Raw genomic sequence first — 15,897 nt, 5'->3', positions numbered from 1 at the left:
GCAGATGCCAGGTCTGCTAGGTACCGGATGGAACCATGGCGAGCAGCACCGGAACCACTCCCAGGCAGATGAAGGCAGGGAGCGAACAGAGGCCGAGCGGAACCACCAGCTTCACCCCGAGCGACGCCGCCCGCTTTTCCGCTGCCCGGAACCGTTCCCGGCGAAGCCTTGCCGCCTGGGCGTACAGGATCGCGGACGACGGCGCCCCGGTCAGCGCTGCGAAGCCGAGGGCGTCCCGAAGTTCCAGGATTTCCGGACGGCGGACCGCTGAGCTGCGCCAGGCTGTATCCCAATCGGCTCCGATGGCCAGCGCTGAGACCACCGGCCGCAGGGCGTCCCTGTATTGGGGTGCGGCCGAGCCGGCCACCAGCTCAAGGGAACGCCCAATGCCGGCTCCGGCATCAAGCATCGCCGCCACGAGTTCAAGCATCATGGCCGAATCGTTCAAGCCAATGCCCGGGTTCCCTCCCTGCGCGCTGCCGGGAAGCTTCATCCCCGGGCCCGGACGGGGCAGCCGGCGCAACCGTTGCCGGGGCCGTCCCTGGTCCGAACAGGAAAGCCAGGCGGCCGCCGCGAGCAGCAGGAACAGCGACAGTCCCGGAGCCCAGCCCGGTGTCATGGGGTTGATACCCCCGCAGCGGCCGAAACAAGACGGGCGGACCAGGCCCTGCCAGCCAGGGTGAGGACCACTCCGCCCATCAAAGCAGCCAGGCCGAGGGGTGTTCCCAGCAGCGTGGCCAGCGGATCCACTCCCAGGGCCGCACCGAGTCCAAGGCCCATCAGGGGGAGCCAGGTCAGGAGGCGGACCGTGGCTTTGGGCCCGGCGAGCGCTGTTTGCCGGGCCGCGTCCGAGTCCTCCTCGGCTTCAAGCTGGGCCGCAAAACGGGTCAGCACGTCGGCCAGTGGACAACCGCTGGCTTCAGCGATGTCGAAACAGGCAGCCAACTGGAACCAGGTGCGGGCCTCCCCATCCCTGCCCGCAAACACGGTGGAAACCGCGCGCCGGATGGACTCACCAACCGGCGCGCCTGTTGCCGCGGCTGCCCGGGCCGATGCCAGGACAGTAGTTGAGCCCACTGACAGCGCCCCGGACCGGATCTGCTCGTTCATGCGCTGCCTGTCTTCGCCCCCGGCGCCGTACACGGTCCACAGCTCGTCCCACAGCCGCCCGGCCGTCCGTCCACCCTTCAGCAGCGCAGCCAACTGCTGCACCATCAGGGTCAGGCCCGGCCCCGGCTTCCTGGCCGTTCTTCCACCGGCCGTCCTGGCCCGTGCCAGCCTTCGGCCCTTCCGTAAGACCGGCGGCCCGAGGCGCCGGCCGCTTGCTGCCCGCAACCTCGAAGCAGCATCCAGAGGCGGCTTGAGGAGCAGCAGCACAGCGCTGCACAGGAGTCCGCTGAAGAGGAGGGTCACAGAATCTCCTCGGGGTCCATATCCAACCGGGCGGCCAGAGCCGGCCACGCGGGACCGGGCGCACCCGACTTCCCCAGGGCCGGCACCACCGTCAGGCCGTCCGGTCCGTCGTCAATCAGCCCAATGCAGAGGACTTGCCTGTCCCGCCCCGTCCTGCCCACGTGGACGATGACGTCCAGCGCGCTGGCAGCCTGAAGCCGCACGGCTTCGGTGCCCAGGCCGGCGAGCGCACCGAGGGCGTTCAACCTGGCCGGAACTGCTGCCGCCGTATTTGCGTGGATGGTGCCTCCGCCGCCGCTGTGCCCCGTGTTCATGGCGGTCAGGAGTTCCCGCACCTCAGCCCCGCGGCACTCCCCCACCACCAGCCGGTCCGGCCGCATGCGCAGCGCCTGCCGCACGAGTTCGCCCAGATCCACGGCGCCGCCGCCTTCAAGGTTTCCGTGACGTGATTCCAGGGCGACCACGTGGGGGTGGACAGGATTCAGTTCAGACGCATCCTCGATCAGCACCAGCCGCTCCTCTGCCGAACAGAGGCCCAGCAGCGTGGAGAGCAAAGTGGTCTTTCCGGAGCCCGTGGCACCGCTGACCAGGAAGCTGAGCCTCCTGGCCACAACTGCTTCCAGCACCGCCTGTACTCCCCCTCGGAACATGCCGCCCGAGGCCAGCTCCGCCATGCTGAAGACGCGCTCCCTCCGGATCCGGACACTCAGCAGGGTCCCGGATGTGGATACCGGCGGCAACACGGCGTGGACACGGTAACCGCCGGCAAGCCTGACATCTACGCAGGGCGAACCGTCGTCGAGGCGGCGCCCGCCTGCAGCCACAAGCCTGCAGGCCAATGCACGTAACTGCGTTTCCCCATCGAACAGGACGGGAACGCGTTCGATGCCCTGGCCCCGGTCCACCCACACGGAGTCGGGAGCATTAACGAAAATGTCCGTTACGCCAGGGTCCCGGGTGAGCTCCTGCAGCGGCCCCAGCCCGTTGAGCTCGGCGCTGATCCGCTCCACGGCGGCAAGCGAGCCCGAGGTGCCCAACAGCTTCCCGGTAGCCTGGACGGCTGCGGCCACCCTGGAAGGCGTCACGGCTCCGGCCTCTGCCATCATCGACTCACGAACGGATTCGAGCAGCCCCGGGTCGACCGTCCTGCCAATGCCGGCGGTAACGCGTTCCCGGCGGTCAGCCCGGTTCGCTTCCAGGATGCGTGCGCTGCGCCGCCCGCCAACGTCTCTGCCCCCTGCTGCACCGACCGCGTTCCGGGCCGCAGCATCCGTAGAACTGCCCGGCACCCGCATCATGTCAATTCCCCTGCCTGCAGGTCCTCCCCGAGCCAGTCGAGCACGTTTGCACCGAAACGCCGGATATTGCGCCGTTTTCCCAGATCCAACAGTCGTCCTGATTCCATGGCCCCTGCCACCGCACGCAGTTCCGGTATGCGGCCCTGCACGGGCAGCCCCACGGCGTCGGCAATCAACGCACCGTCCAGCGCGGTGCCGGTCCGCCCACGCACCAGCAGCGCCGCCTCCACCGGGGGAAGCTCTTGCAGCATGCGCACGGCCGCCACGGCCGACTTCAGCTGGGCCGGCACCACCACCATGATCCTGTCGCAGTCCCACGCCACCGTGTGGATGGGTGCCGCGCCCCGACCCACATCGACAACCACCAGCTCATAGCCGCGACGGGCGGCATCCAGCACACCGGCCGCGGCGGCAGCCGCCACCGGGAACGGCTTCTCGCGGGTGGCCGGCCAGGACAGGAAGGAGAAGCCGCCGGCAACAGGGAGGGAATCAGCAAGCTGCAGGGGGTCGATGCTGCCCCTGGCTTCCGCGAGATCCGGCCACCGGAGGCCGGGAGTTTCCTCAGCCGCGAGTGCCAGCTCCAGGCCGCCTCCCCAGGGGTCGCCGTCGACAAGCAGCACGCGGACGCCCAGCCATGCCGCTGCCTGGGCTATCCAGATGGCCGCGGTAGTGGCCCCGGCCCCACCGCAGCCGCCGATGACGCCAAGGACCAGGCCGCCGGGCCCAGGTGAACGCGACCTGCTGAGGTGGTCGGCCAGCCACGCGGCGGCATCGGGCAGCACGGCAACCCGTTCCGCCCCCAGCGCAGCCGCGAGATGCCACAGGCTGTCGCCCTCGCCAGCGGGGCCCACCATTACCGCGGGAGTGCGCCGCCGCGGCGGAAGCTCCCTGATATCGCTGCCCACAAGGACAGCCGAGGCGTCATCCCAGTAGCGTCCGGCCTCCACCGCATCCGGGACGACGCGCAGGTGGGCGCCTGCGGCCGCCACTATCCGCTCCACCTCGCCGCGGAGGACGGTGGAGGCGCTGACCAGCAGGACTCCGCCTGTCCCATCCGCAACCGATCTATCCGGAAGCCAGGCAGCACCGGCCCCGGCGCCGCTGTCAGGCAGAAAACTCCCGCGGGAAGATGCCGCCGTTCCCCCCGGCGGCAAGGAGCCGCCCGGACCCTCCGGCCGGGACGGGGATGCGTTCATCTGGTGCCTGCTCATGGAGCCACTCTGCCGCGGGGGCGGAACGCAGATAAGGGAGCACATCCCTTATGTGGACAACCCGGATCCGGACGCTCCCCGGACAGGGCAGAATGGGAGGATGTACCTGCTGCTCGCCGCCCACCCCCGCGGCGCGGCCATCCAGGAACTGACCCAGGCGGGCAGCACCCAGCCAGCCAACTCCGAACCCAAAGTGGTGGCACTGAGCGACCTTGCCGCCGTCGTCCGCGAAATGGAAGCCCAGCGCCCCGGCGGCCAGCCGCCGCGCTGGATCTGGCGCCGCACGCAGGACTGGTACCCCCGGCTGCTCGCCTCCGGGGTGGAGGTGGAGCGGTGCTACGACGTCAGCCTCTGCGGCAACATCCTGGCGTTTTCACAGTTCAGCGCCCACACGGAGTACGCCCTGAACAGCGAGCGGGTGCCCGTGGAGGACCCGGCGCTTCCCCCCAAAGCGCTGCTGCCGCCGCGTCCCCCGGCAGACCAGGGCGCACTGTTCGACGCCCCCTCCGCCGGGACCGCGCCTGGCTGGTCCCTGGCGGACCTCCGGGGCGAATATGCCGCCCAGCAGGCCGCCGTGGCTGCCGTGGACACGGCGGAAAACCGACGGAACCGGCTGCAGCTGCTGCTGGCGGCGGAGTCTGCGGCCGCGATGGTGGCAGCGGAGATGCAGCACGCAGGCGTCCCGTGGCGCGAGGACCTGCACGAAAAGATACTGGCCGATCACCTGGGACCGCGGCCGCCTGCCGGCCAGCGTCCGCAAAAGCTCGAAGCCCTTGCCGCGGAGCTGCGTTCCCTGCTTAACGCCCCCGGACTCAACCCGGATTCGCCACAGGACCTGATGCGGGCCCTGCACCGCAACGGGATCGAGGTGAAGAGCACCCGCAAGTGGGAGCTGAGGGAGTCCAGCCACCCGGCCATCGAGCCGCTTCTCGAGTACAAGAAGCTCTCCCGGTTGCACACGGCCAACGGCTGGTCCTGGCTTGACGCCTGGGTGGACGGCGGCCGGTTCCGCCCCGAGTACGTGGTGGGTGGAGTGGTGTCAGGGCGCTGGGCATCGCGCGGCGGCGGTGCCCTGCAGATTCCGCGGCAGGTCCGCGGTGCCGTGCACGCCGATCCCGGCCACAAGCTCATCGTCGCCGACGCATCCCAGCTTGAACCGCGCGTCCTGGCGGCCCTCGCGAAGGATTCCACCATGGCGGAGGCGGCCCGGGACCAGGACCTCTACGCCGGGATCGCGGCCAAGGGTTTCGGCGGGGACCGGGCCAAAGCGAAAATGGCCCTGCTGGGAGCCATGTACGGGGCCACGTCCGGGGAAGCGGGCCGGCTGATGCCGCAGCTGGCCCGCACCTATCCACGCGCCGTCGACTTCGTGGAGCGGGCGGCACGGGCGGGCGAAGCAGGCCAAACGGTCACCTCGAGGCTGGGCCGCAGCAGCCCTCCCCCGTCGGAGCGCTGGTTCCAAAGCCAGCGGTCGGCCACGGCCGAGGAGCAGCGGCGGGCCGAGTCGATCGCCCGGTCGCGGGGCCGCTTCACGCGTAACTTCGTGGTCCAGGGCTCGGCGGCGGACTGGGCGGCGTGCTGGCTTGCAGAATTACGACGGCGGCTGCGCACCTTCCAAACGACAGCTGCCGGGGGCTCCAACGCAGGTGTGCGGCCTGAACTGGTCTTCTTCCTGCACGACGAGGTGATGGTGCATGCGCCGTCGGCGAGCGTGGACCCCTGCATCAGGGCTATCGAAGAATCAGCCAAAGCTGCCAAGGAGCTCCTGTTCGGCCCCATCCCCGTGGAGTTCCCGGTCAGCCTCGCCGTCGTCGACTCCTATGACCTGGCCAAATAGCAGGGTCAGATGGGGCTGCTGCCGGATTCACGAGACGCAAAGTAACCTACCCGGTGGTAGCTATACGGGCCCGGTGACGGACGTTACAGTCAAAGGCGGCGACTGAAGCAGACCGGTCCACACTGATGCAATGACGCATATCCAGGGAGGTCCCCGTCCATGGCGGGAAGATTTGAAATCCACCGTGCAGGCGATGAATCGTACCGGCTGCGGCTCACCGACTCCGAGGGCAACACTGTTGCGGTTTCGCCAACCTTCAAGTCCCTGAACCACCTCCGCGACGGCATCAGGGCCATGCGCGAAAACGCGGCTACCGGCATCGTGGTGGACTTGCGCCAGCAGGCCTGATACCTAGGCCCCGATGGGATGCAGCCGGTTCCGGTCCCACGGGACAGACCAGCCGAGCTGGTCGAACAGGCCGCTCAGCACTATCCCGGTGAATCCCCACACCACCACCCCGTTGACGGTGAAGGCAGGACTGTCGAAGGTGCGGCCTGCCCGGTGCACGGTGGCCATCACCCGGTTGTCCGGGTCCAGCAAGTCCCGGACCGGGATGCGGAACACCTGTGAGGATTCGGCGTAGTCCACCACCCGGACCGGCGACGGGGAATGCCACCAGCCCAGGACCGGGGTCACCAGGAAGTTGCTGTGCGCCAGTCCGAGGTCCTGCAGCGTGCCCAGTACCTCCACGCCCTCCGAGTCCAGCCCGGTTTCCTCCTCGGCTTCCCGGAGCGCCGCCGCGACGGGCGTTTCGCCCCTGTCGATGGTGCCGCCGGGGAACGCCACCTGCCCCGGGTGCGACCCCAGAGTGTGCGCGCGCTCCAGGAGCAGCACGTCGAGGTCTGCGGGCGCCAGCGGTTTGTCCGATTCAGCAGGGACGTCATCGAGTATGCCGAAGAGCATCAGGACGGCGGCCCTCCGGGCACGTGCAGCATCCACAGTGAGTGCGGCCCACCGCGGGTCCGGTGGGCCGGCCCTTCCGGATTCCGCCCGCCGGACCAGCTCCGCCAGGTCGTGGCGTGCGCTCATGGAACCCTCTTTTGCGAAGCCATCCTGATCTGGGCAGCCCTGTGCTGTTCAGCGAGGTACTGGTCAAGCAGTTCCTCGCTGCCGGGGGCAAGCTCGTATTTGAGGAGTTTGGCGGCTTTGACGGGGTCGGTCTCCCCCAGGCCGTAGCTGGGGCACCACGTTGCAACGGGGCAGGCACCGCAGGCAGGCTTGCGGGCGTGGCAGACGCGGCGGCCGTGGAAGATCACGCGGTGGGACAGCATGGTCCAGTCTTTGCGCTCGAACAGCTCTGCCACGTCCTGTTCGATCTGCACGGGATCCCCGGACTGCGTCCATCCAAACCGTTGGGCCAGCCTGGCGAAATGCGTGTCCACGGAGATGCCCGGGATGCCAAAGGCGTTGGCCAGCACCACGTTGGCCGTTTTGCGGCCGACGCCGGGCAGCGTGACCAGGTCCTCCATCCGGCCGGGGACCTCACCGTCAAAGCCGTCCACCAGGCGGGTGCACAGCGCAAGGACGTTCCGTGATTTTGCGCGGAAGAATCCCGTGGGCTTGAGGATGGTCTCAAGCTCGGCGGGGTCCGCCTCGGCCAGCGAGCGCGCGTTGGGCCAGCGCGCAAACAGCACCTTGGTGACCTGGTTGACGGTGACGTCAGTGGTTTGTGCCGACAGGACGGTGGCCACAAGCAGCTCGAACGGATTGCGGAAATCCAGTTCCGCATGGGCGTAGGGGTATTTTTCGGCCAGGGCCCGGTGGATGCGCCGTGCGCGCCGCTTCAGGGCGAGGACTGACTCCGACGAGACCACCGGCATCCCGGCGGCCTGGCCGGCTTTGGAGCGGACCCCGGCCACGGCGTCAGCCGCGCTCGATGTTACTGAGGTCGCGCAGGACGCCCAGCCGTCCGTCAGTGTGCTGGACCAGGAATTCATGGCCCCGGTCTTCAAGCGCCAGCACCCACCCGCCGGGTTCGATCACGAAAGCAGGCGCGCCGGTGCGGGGATCGAACGCGGTGCGGTGCTGTGCGACGGCGAACCAAAAGGCCTCGTGGGTTGGATGGCCATCAGTATCGTCGTTCCGTCCGGCCGGGTCCACTGTTGCACCGATGGGCTGATCTGCACGGACCTGCTGGTGGACGGCGGTGGCAGCGGGCGGCTCCCACGCCGGCTGCGGAGCGTTGCCTGCCGGGACGTCCCCGTGCCGGGTCTCCTCCACAGCGGGTGCGGAAGCAGGGCGGACGACGTCGGCTGCCTGGGTGGGCGGTCCGGCATCCACGTCGGGTGTCCGGTCGGAGACTTCGGGTGCGGTTGACACGGGCGATGCGGCAGCCGGCGCGGGGGCGCCTGCGGTGGGCGAAGCTTCCGCAGGCGAAGGTGCCGCAGGCGAAGCCGGGGTGGGCGGCTGCGCGGTTGCGTGGCCTGCTGCTGCCCCGGGTTCGGCCGCCGGGGCATGGCTGCCGGCGGCGCCGGTTGCAGCGCCGGCAGCCCCCGCGGTGGTTACGGGCACTGCTGCGGTGGCGGGCATGTGGGCGGACCCGTCGCGCTCAGGGCCAGGTCCAGGAGTTCCAGGCTGGACGGCTGAGGACCCGGCACCGGCACCCCCGAAGATACCGGGGCCCTTGAAGCCACCCTTTGACTGGTTGGAGCCGGATTCGGGCTTGGGCGCTTTGGGGGCCCGCGGCTTCCGGGTGGGGACCGCAGCTTCCCGGGCCACGAGGTGCGCCGGCGCTTCCGGTCGGTCCTTGAAGTCGCCGGACAGGTAGGGCAGGAAACGGCCCAGCACCGTGGCGGCGAACAGGACCACGGACCCTACGAGGCCCACGAGCAGGCTGGCCACGTAAGCTCCTGCCACCGAAAGGAAGAAGAAGGCCAGCGCAAAGGACGCCACCACGGAGGCGAACTGGTCGATCGAGAGCGAACCCACACGGATTTTGGTGGCGGGTGCCAAGCGGCGTGCGGCGAAAAGGGCACTCGCGATCAGCGGCAGGATGATGCCCAGTCCGAGGAAGAACAGGTTGTTCAGGTTCCACAGGTTGTACCTGGCACCGAACAGGGGCAGCAGTGAAGCGACAAACAGGATCAGGGTGCCGGCGAAGACGGCAAGGTCCCGGACCGTGAACGGGCCGAGGACGGCCTGGTTGGCGTTGGGGTCGAGCTTTCCGGAGCCAGCCTTCTGCCCTGCAGCCTGTCCCTTGGCTGCGGTGCCGGCGGCAGCCGGTGCCGATCCCCCGGCGGCGGGTCCGCGGCCACCGGCCTCCGCCCCGGTTTGCGGGCCCGATCGCTGCCCAAAGCTCTGCTGGTTCATTCTGCTCTCCTTAGCGTGGCGGCACCGGGCCTGTCGGGACCCGAAGACTGTGCCGTCTTGACAAGCGGTCCGGACCCGGCGAGGCACTGTTCGCCTGCTGCCGGAGCGGTCCCAAGTGAAGTCACAATTCCATCTCAGCCTAGTCAACAGCCAAGCTGATCACTACCTGGCACAGGCCGCGGGGGCCGGCGGCGGCATCATCAAGACGCCATTCACCGCTTAAAAAATGCCGCTCGCTGGTGCATTTGTGACGCGGCGCACAGAGGCGCGCGGCAAGCATTAGGCTTGGTTGCGGAACAGCTCTTTGCGGTTCGTCCGCCCCGGCTGGAGCCCGGCGCCGTGCAAGCGGCGGGTCCTGCCGCGGCGGCGTCCCGCGCAGCAAAGATCTATGAATGATGAGGTTCACATGTCCCAGGACACTCCCAGCTCCACGGCCACCGTTCCGTCCGCTTCCGCCCAGGCCGCAGATCAGCAAGGCCATCAGGGCGACGCCTTTGCGAACCTCCTGCACGAGACACGTGCCTTCCCGCCCAGCCCCGAATTCGCGGCCAACGCGGTTGTCACCGAAGCAGAGTATGGGGAAGCCAATGCCGACCGCCCGGCCTTTTGGGCCAAGAAGGCCCGGGAGCTGCTGACCTGGAGCAAGGACTTCACGCAGGCCCTGGACTGGTCCGATCCGCCGTTCGCCAAGTGGTTCGTGGGCGGTGAGCTCAACGCCGCCTACAACGCCCTGGACCGGCACGTTGAGGCCGGCAACGGGGACCGCGTCGCCATCTACTTCGAGGGCGAGCCAGGCGACACCCGGACCTACACGTACGCGGAATTGACCACGGAGGTGAAGAAGGCCGCCAACGCCTTCGAATCCCTGGGCGTCGCCAAGGGCGACCGCGTAGCCGTATACCTGCCCATGATCCCCGAGGCCGTCATCACCATGCTGGCCTGCGCCCGCATCGGCGCGGTCCACTCCGTGGTGTTCGGCGGGTTCTCCGCAGAAGCCCTGCGTTCGCGCATCGACGACGCGGAGGCCAAGCTGGTGGTCACCGCCGACGGCACCTACCGCCGTGGCAAGCCAAGCCCCCTTAAGCCCGCTGTCGACGACGCGCTTGCCCACGACGGCCACACCGTGCAGAACGTCGTGGTGGTCAAGCGCAACGGACAGGACGTGGCATGGCAGGAGGGCCGGGACCACTGGTGGGCTGACACGGTGGGCACGGCATCGGCCGAGCACACCGCGGTGGGCCACGATTCCGAGCACCCGCTCTACATCCTCTACACCTCCGGCACCACCGGGAAGCCCAAGGGCATCCTGCACACCACCGGCGGCTACCTCACCCAGACCGCCTACACCCACCGGGCAGTCTTCGACCTGCACCCGGAAACGGACGTGTACTGGTGCACGGCCGACGTCGGCTGGGTCACCGGCCACTCCTACGTCACCTATGCGCCACTCATCAACGGCGCCACGCAGGTGATGTACGAAGGCACCCCGGACTCCCCGCACCAGGGCCGCTGGTGGGAGATTGTGGAGAAGTACAAGGTCTCCATCCTGTACACGGCCCCCACCGCCATCCGCACCTTCATGAAGTGGGGCTCGGACATCCCGGCCAAGTACGATCTCACCTCGCTCCGCGTGCTGGGCTCGGTCGGCGAGCCGATCAACCCCGAAGCCTGGATGTGGTACCGCAAGGTCATCGGCGGGGACAAGGCCCCCATCGTTGACACCTGGTGGCAGACCGAAACCGGCGCCCAGATGATCGCCCCCCTGCCCGGCGTCACCGCCACCAAGCCCGGCTCGGCGCAGGTGCCGCTGCCCGGCATCGCCGTGGACGTGGTGGACGAGATGGGTGAATCGGTCCCCAACGGCCACGGCGGCTTCCTGGTGATCCGCGAGCCCTGGCCCTCCATGCTCCGCGGCATCTGGGGCGACCCCGAGCGGTTCAAGGACACCTACTGGTCCCGGTTCGAGAACATGTACTTCGCCGGGGACGGCGCCAAGAAGGACGAGGACGGCGACATCTGGCTGCTCGGCCGGGTGGATGACGTCATGAACGTCTCCGGGCACCGCCTCTCCACCACTGAGATCGAATCCGCCCTGGTGAGCCACCCGGCAGTGGCGGAGGCCGCCGTCGTGGGCGCCACGGACGAAACCACCGGCCAGGCCGTCGTCGCCTTCGTCATCCTCCGGGGCGATGCCGCAAACAACGGCGACGAAACGGTGCAGGAACTGCGCAACCACGTGGGCAAGGAAATCGGGCCTATCGCCAAACCCAAGAACATCCTGGTGGTGCCTGAACTGCCCAAGACCCGGTCCGGCAAGATCATGCGCCGCCTCCTCAAGGACGTCGCCGAAGGCCGGGATCCGGGCGACGCCACTACCCTGTCCGACCCCACGATCATGCAGGAAATAGCACAGTCGCTCAGAAAGTAACATCGGCTTAGTATTCCGCCATCGGGCCCTAATTGGCGCCGCTTGACCCGTGATCACGGGGAAGGCGGCGCCAACTTTGTTTGTGACGATTCAAAAAATTTGATGTCAGAAATGTTACTTGACGTTCTTCCATGTTCGCTTTTGCGAGGTTATAGTCATTCCATGTGAGGTGTCTCACACGCGGCTATTTTTTCAAGGGAGAGAACATGCCTTCAAAGTTCGATGCGTCGGCCACGGCATTGCCCAGCAGGCGGACCATCCTCAAGACCGTCGGTGTGGGGGCAGCAGGCCTTGCCGGCATCCCGTTCCTGGCGGCCTGCACGGGCGGCAGCGGCCCCTCGGCCACGGGTTCGGCATCGTCCGGCCTGACTTTCGGTTCGGGGGCCTCGGACGACGTCCCCAAGCGGGCCTACCAGGCCGTCACCGACGCCTTCACCGCCAAAACCGGCAAGACGGTCACCACCAACGTTGTCCCCCACAACGATTTCCAGAACAAGATCAACTCCTACCTGCAGGGCTCACCGGACGATGCCTTCACGTGGTTTGCCGGCTACCGGATGCAGTACTACGCCGGCAAGGGGCTCCTGGCCCCCATTGACGACGTGTGGCAGACCATCGGCGGCAATTTCTCCGATGCGCTGAAGAAGGCCTCCACCGGCCCCGACGGGAAGATGTACTTCGTTCCCAACTACAACTACCCGTGGGGGTTCTTCTACCGGAAGAGCCTCTGGGCCGAAAAAGGCTATGAGGTTCCGGCAACCTTCGACGCGCTGAAGACGCTCGCCACTAAAATGAAGGCCGACGGCATCATCCCCATCGGATTCGCCGACAAGGACGGGTGGCCCGCCATGGGCACCTTCGACTACCTGAACATGCGGCTCAACGGCTACCAGTTCCACGTGGACCTTTGCGCCCACAAGGAATCCTGGGACCAGCAGAAGGTAAGCACCGTTTTTGACACCTGGAAGGCGCTCCTTCCGTTCCAGGATCCGGCGGCACTCGGCCAGACCTGGCAGGACGCGGCAAAGGCACTGGAAGCGAAGAAGACCGGCATGTACCTCCTTGGTTCCTTCGTCACCCAGCAGTTCACCGACCCCACGGTCCTCGCCGACATCGATTTCTTTGCCTTCCCTGAAATTGCCATGGAAGGCCGCGATGCGGTCGAAGCCCCCATCGACGGCCTGCTGCTGTCCAAGAAGGGCGGCGACAACAAGGCGGCGCGGGACTTCCTGGCGTTCCTCGGCACACCCGAGGCCCAGGACGCCTACGCCAAGGTGGACAACTCGAATATCGCAACCGCAAATGGTGCGGACACCTCAAAGTTCACGCCACTCAACAAGAAGTGCGCGGACACCATCAAGAACGCCAAGTACATCAGCCAGTTCTTTGACCGCGACGCGTTGCCGGCCATGGCCAACAACGTGATGATCCCCGCCCTGCAGAGCTTCATCAAGGACGGCAGCGTGGACGTCAAGAACCTTGAGGCCCAGGCCAAGACGCTTTACGCAGCGCAGTAGTCCCATCAAAGGGAGGCCGACGGCGGCAGGGAACTTCCGCCGTCGTCCTTCCCACCTGCACCACGCCCCAGCAAGGGAAAGATTTCCATGAGCAGCACCGCACAAGAACTGATCCCGCCGGAAGCCCGGGAACCTGCCCGCCCCCGCGCCATCAAAGGAGGGCGCGTCCGCCGTTTGTCCGGGCGGGACAAACTGGTCCTGTCCCTGATGGTAGGCATCCCCACCCTGATCGAACTTGCCCTCGTCTGGCTGCCCACGCTGATGTCCGTGGGACTTAGCTTCACCCGCTGGAACGGGCTGGACCTGGCGGACATCCGTCCGGCGGGAGCCGAAAACTACCAATTCATCTCCCAGGACTACCCGCCGTTCTGGCCCGCGGTTCAGCACAATATGCTCTGGCTTCTCTTCCTGGCCCTGATCGCCACGCCGCTGGGCCTGTTGCTGGCCGTGCTCCTGGACCAGAACATCCGCGGCAGCAAGATCTACCAAAGCATCTTCTTCGCGCCCGTCATGCTGTCCCTCGCCCTGATCGGCATCATCTGGCAGCTCTTCTACCAGCGCGACAACGGGCTCCTGAACTTCCTCCTGGGCACCGCCGGCACGCCGAACGCCGTGGACTGGTTCGGAGACTCCTCGGTCAACATCTGGGCGGCCCTCATCGCAGCCACCTGGCGGCATGCCGGCTACGTCATGCTCCTTTATTTGGCAGGGCTGAAGGGCGTCGATCCGAGCCTGAAGGAAGCCGCAGCCATCGACGGCGCCAATGCCGTACAGACCTTCTTCCGCGTGGTCTTCCCGGCCATGCGCCCCATCAACATTGTCATCGTCGTGATCACCATCATCGAGTCCCTCCGCGCCTTCGACGTCGTATACGTCATCAACCGCGGCACCAACGGCCTGGAAATGCTCAGCGCCCTGGTGATCCAGAACCTGGTGGGCGAGGGACAAGTCATCGGCGTCGGGTCCGCCCTGGCGGTGGTCCTCCTGGTCATCTCGCTCGTCCCCATCGTCTTCTACCTCAGCCGGACCTTCGGCAAGGAGAACCAATCATGAGCATTGCCACTGCCCGCACCGCCGGGAACGACACCACCATCCTGTCCCGCTCCGGCAGCCGGCCCAAGCGCCACTACGGGACACACATCTTCCTTGTGGCCATGGCTGTCATGTGGCTGGTTCCGCTGGGGTGGGCCCTGTTCACCGCGCTCCGGCCCGTTGCCTCCACCAACGAGCATGGCTACTTCAGCGTGGCGGGGGACTTCAACTTCGACAACTTCGTCCAGGCCTGGACCCAAGGCGGGTTCGCCACGTATTTCTGGAACTCGGTCATCATCACGGTCCCCGCCGTCCTTCTGACGCTATTCCTTGCTTCCCTGATGGCATTCGCCGTCAGCCGGGTGAACTGGAAATTCAACATCACCCTGCTGATCATGTTCACGGCCGGCAACCTCCTGCCCCCGCAGGTCCTGGCTGCGCCCCTCTTCGAGATGGCCAAACACCTGGAGGTGCCGTATTCGTTCAGCGACTCCGGCAACCTGCTGAACACGTACATCGTGGTAATCGCCATCCACGTCGCGTTCCAGATGGGGTTCTGCACGTTCGTCCTCTCCAACTACATGAAGGCGCTCTCCCCGGACCTGACCGAAGCTGCGCTGGTGGACGGTGCGGGTATCTGGCGGCAGTACCGCGAGATCATCATGCCGCTCTGCCGTCCCGCGTTCGCCGCGCTGGGCACCCTTGAGGTCATCTTCATCTATAACGACTACTTCTGGCCGCTCCTCTTCATCCAGAGCGGCAACCGGCTCCCCATCACCACCGCCATCAATAACCTGCAGGGACAGTTCCTGAGCAACTACAACCTCCTTGCCGCGGGTGCGGTCATCACCGTCATCCCCACGCTGGTGATCTATCTCCTCCTGCAGCGGCAGTTTGTGGCGGGCCTGACGCTGGGTTCCAGCAAAGGGTAGGTGAAGATGGACACTGACGGGGACGCACCTCCCCCTATCCACTCCTGAAAGGATTTCAATGCTCCCCGCCGCACGACACCAGGCCATCGTGGACACAGTCCAGCGGGAACGGGTGGTCCGCGTGTCAGATCTCGCCCAGCAGCTGGGGGTCTCGCTCATGACCGTCCGCCGGGACATTGAGCTCCTGGAGGAAAGCGGAAAGGTGGAGCGGATCCACGGGGGCGCCAAACTTCCCGGCGGCGCCACCACCCATGAGCCCGGATTCGAGCTGAAGTCCACGCAGTTTCCGGCCGAAAAGCGGTCCATCGCGGTCGAAGCCGCGGGGATGGTCCACGAGGGAATGGCGGTGGGCCTCAGCGCCGGGACCACTACCTGGGCACTGGCACAGGAACTGGTGAAGGGCCCCCGGATCACGGTGGTGACCAACTCCGTGCGCATCGCCGATCTCTTCCACCAGGGTGCAGCGGCCGGTGCACCTTTCGGCTCCACCGTGATCCTGATTGGCGGCGAGCGCACTCCCTCGGACGCCCTCGTGGGACCAATCGCGACGGCGGCCCTGAAGCAGCTGCACCTTGACCTGCTGTTCCTGGGGGTGCACGGCATGGACCCCGATGCAGGCTTCACCACTCCCAACCTCCTGGAGGCCGAGACGGACCGGGCGTTCGTGGCCGCCTCACGCAAGCTCGTTGTGCTGGCGGACCACACCAAGTGGGGCACCCAGGGCATGAGCACCATCGCCGCCCTTGAGGAGGCGGACGAGGTGATCAGCGACGCCGGCCTTTCCGCCGATGCACGCCGCATCCTTGAGGAGAGTGTCAGCCGGCTGCGGATCGCCGGGCAGCCCTGAAACGCTAAGGGCAGCCGCAGGACTGCGGGATCCTCGCTATCCCGGTTTTTTTCCTCTTGTCACAAGTCAGAAC

At 67.0% G+C, this 15,897-nt stretch carries 14 protein-coding genes; 7 read left to right on the top strand and 7 right to left on the bottom strand.

The features are described from left to right. Positions 1–16 precede the first annotated feature (16 nt). The 4 genes from J2X98_RS11795 to ssd are packed head-to-tail and all read right to left on the bottom strand — an operon-like array spanning position 17 to position 3,748. Positions 17–619 (bottom strand): type II secretion system F family protein, encoded by a 603-nt coding sequence (locus J2X98_RS11795; RefSeq protein WP_141945972.1) that lies wholly within the window; start codon positions 617–619, stop codon positions 17–19. Continuing rightward, complete coding sequence (locus J2X98_RS11790) at positions 616–1,413, bottom strand: type II secretion system F family protein (protein ID WP_307308226.1); 798 nt, start codon at positions 1,411–1,413, stop codon at positions 616–618. The genes J2X98_RS11795 and J2X98_RS11790 overlap by 4 nt, the downstream gene beginning before the upstream one ends. Continuing rightward, a complete protein-coding gene (locus tag J2X98_RS11785; protein WP_307308223.1) occupies positions 1,410–2,711 on the bottom strand; it encodes a TadA family conjugal transfer-associated ATPase in 1,302 nt (433 codons plus the stop codon). The genes J2X98_RS11790 and J2X98_RS11785 overlap by 4 nt, the downstream gene beginning before the upstream one ends. Next, positions 2,708–3,748: a septum site-determining protein Ssd gene (ssd, locus tag J2X98_RS11780; protein ID WP_307308484.1), complete on the bottom strand. Its 1,041-nt coding sequence runs from the start codon at positions 3,746–3,748 to the stop codon at positions 2,708–2,710. Before ssd ends, J2X98_RS11785 begins: the two co-directional genes overlap by 4 nt. Positions 3,749–4,022: 274 nt before the next feature. Between ssd and J2X98_RS11775 the strand changes: the two genes are divergently transcribed. Beyond that, the gene (locus J2X98_RS11775) at positions 4,023–5,759 is read left to right on the top strand and encodes a bifunctional 3'-5' exonuclease/DNA polymerase (protein WP_307308219.1); all 1,737 of its coding nucleotides are present in this window, start codon (positions 4,023–4,025) and stop codon (positions 5,757–5,759) included. A gap of 159 nt (positions 5,760–5,918) precedes the next feature. Beyond that, positions 5,919–6,107: a YegP family protein gene (locus J2X98_RS11770; RefSeq protein WP_141945963.1), complete on the top strand. Its 189-nt coding sequence runs from the start codon at positions 5,919–5,921 to the stop codon at positions 6,105–6,107. 3 nt (positions 6,108–6,110) lie between these two features. Here the strand turns inward: J2X98_RS11770 and J2X98_RS11765 are convergent, their stop codons facing one another. Genes J2X98_RS11765 through J2X98_RS11755 form a run of 3 tightly spaced genes read right to left on the bottom strand, consistent with a single transcriptional unit; the run spans position 6,111 to position 9,068 of the window. Continuing rightward, positions 6,111–6,788: an NUDIX hydrolase gene (locus tag J2X98_RS11765; protein ID WP_141945961.1), complete on the bottom strand. Its 678-nt coding sequence runs from the start codon at positions 6,786–6,788 to the stop codon at positions 6,111–6,113. Beyond that, a complete protein-coding gene (gene nth / locus J2X98_RS11760) occupies positions 6,785–7,579 on the bottom strand; it encodes an endonuclease III (RefSeq protein WP_307308480.1) in 795 nt (264 codons plus the stop codon). The genes J2X98_RS11765 and nth overlap by 4 nt, the downstream gene beginning before the upstream one ends. A 43-nt stretch (positions 7,580–7,622) precedes the next feature. Continuing rightward, complete coding sequence (locus J2X98_RS11755; protein WP_307308214.1) at positions 7,623–9,068, bottom strand: NADH-quinone oxidoreductase subunit J; 1,446 nt, start codon at positions 9,066–9,068, stop codon at positions 7,623–7,625. Between the two features lie 406 nt (positions 9,069–9,474). Between J2X98_RS11755 and acs the strand changes: the two genes are divergently transcribed. The 5 genes from acs (at position 9,475) to J2X98_RS11730 (ending at position 15,824) form a co-directional block, all read left to right on the top strand. Then, positions 9,475–11,496, top strand: a complete 2,022-nt coding sequence (acs, locus tag J2X98_RS11750) for an acetate--CoA ligase (protein WP_307308477.1) — start codon at positions 9,475–9,477, stop codon at positions 11,494–11,496. A 206-nt stretch (positions 11,497–11,702) separates the two neighbouring features. Next, a complete protein-coding gene (locus tag J2X98_RS11745; protein ID WP_307308211.1) occupies positions 11,703–13,013 on the top strand; it encodes an ABC transporter substrate-binding protein in 1,311 nt (436 codons plus the stop codon). Between the two features lie 87 nt (positions 13,014–13,100). Further along, on the top strand, positions 13,101–14,066 hold the full coding sequence (locus J2X98_RS11740) for a carbohydrate ABC transporter permease (RefSeq protein ID WP_141945956.1): 966 nt from the start codon (positions 13,101–13,103) through the stop codon (positions 14,064–14,066). Next, positions 14,063–14,977, top strand: coding sequence for a carbohydrate ABC transporter permease (locus J2X98_RS11735; protein WP_141945954.1), 915 nt, complete (start codon positions 14,063–14,065; stop codon positions 14,975–14,977). The genes J2X98_RS11740 and J2X98_RS11735 overlap by 4 nt, the downstream gene beginning before the upstream one ends. Before the next feature lie 58 nt (positions 14,978–15,035). Then, positions 15,036–15,824 (top strand): DeoR/GlpR family DNA-binding transcription regulator, encoded by a 789-nt coding sequence (locus J2X98_RS11730; protein ID WP_141945953.1) that lies wholly within the window; start codon positions 15,036–15,038, stop codon positions 15,822–15,824. Positions 15,825–15,897: the final 73 nt, after the last annotated feature.

The organism is Pseudarthrobacter enclensis, assembly GCF_030811655.1.
GTDB classification, from domain to species: Bacteria; Actinomycetota; Actinomycetes; order Actinomycetales; family Micrococcaceae; genus Arthrobacter; species Arthrobacter enclensis_A.
Note: the sequence above shows the minus strand (reverse complement) of the source record. Positions and strands in the feature narration are given on the sequence as shown.

Excerpts from the sequence above, each read along its gene's own strand:
- J2X98_RS11735 (WP_141945954.1), top strand. The coding sequence starts at position 14,063 with ATGAGCATTGCCACTGCCCGCACCGCCGGGAACGACACCACCATCCTG.
- J2X98_RS11785 (WP_307308223.1), bottom strand. The coding sequence starts at position 2,711 with ATGATGCGGGTGCCGGGCAGTTCTACGGATGCTGCGGCCCGGAACGCG.
- acs (WP_307308477.1), top strand. The coding sequence starts at position 9,475 with ATGTCCCAGGACACTCCCAGCTCCACGGCCACCGTTCCGTCCGCTTCC.
- J2X98_RS11795 (WP_141945972.1), bottom strand. The coding sequence starts at position 619 with ATGACACCGGGCTGGGCTCCGGGACTGTCGCTGTTCCTGCTGCTCGCG.
- J2X98_RS11755 (WP_307308214.1), bottom strand. The coding sequence starts at position 9,068 with ATGAACCAGCAGAGCTTTGGGCAGCGATCGGGCCCGCAAACCGGGGCG.
- J2X98_RS11740 (WP_141945956.1), top strand. The coding sequence starts at position 13,101 with ATGAGCAGCACCGCACAAGAACTGATCCCGCCGGAAGCCCGGGAACCT.
- J2X98_RS11765 (WP_141945961.1), bottom strand. The coding sequence starts at position 6,788 with ATGAGCGCACGCCACGACCTGGCGGAGCTGGTCCGGCGGGCGGAATCC.
- J2X98_RS11730 (WP_141945953.1), top strand. The coding sequence starts at position 15,036 with ATGCTCCCCGCCGCACGACACCAGGCCATCGTGGACACAGTCCAGCGG.
- J2X98_RS11775 (WP_307308219.1), top strand. The coding sequence starts at position 4,023 with ATGTACCTGCTGCTCGCCGCCCACCCCCGCGGCGCGGCCATCCAGGAA.
- J2X98_RS11770 (WP_141945963.1), top strand. The coding sequence starts at position 5,919 with ATGGCGGGAAGATTTGAAATCCACCGTGCAGGCGATGAATCGTACCGG.
- J2X98_RS11745 (WP_307308211.1), top strand. The coding sequence starts at position 11,703 with ATGCCTTCAAAGTTCGATGCGTCGGCCACGGCATTGCCCAGCAGGCGG.
- nth (WP_307308480.1), bottom strand. The coding sequence starts at position 7,579 with ATGCCGGTGGTCTCGTCGGAGTCAGTCCTCGCCCTGAAGCGGCGCGCA.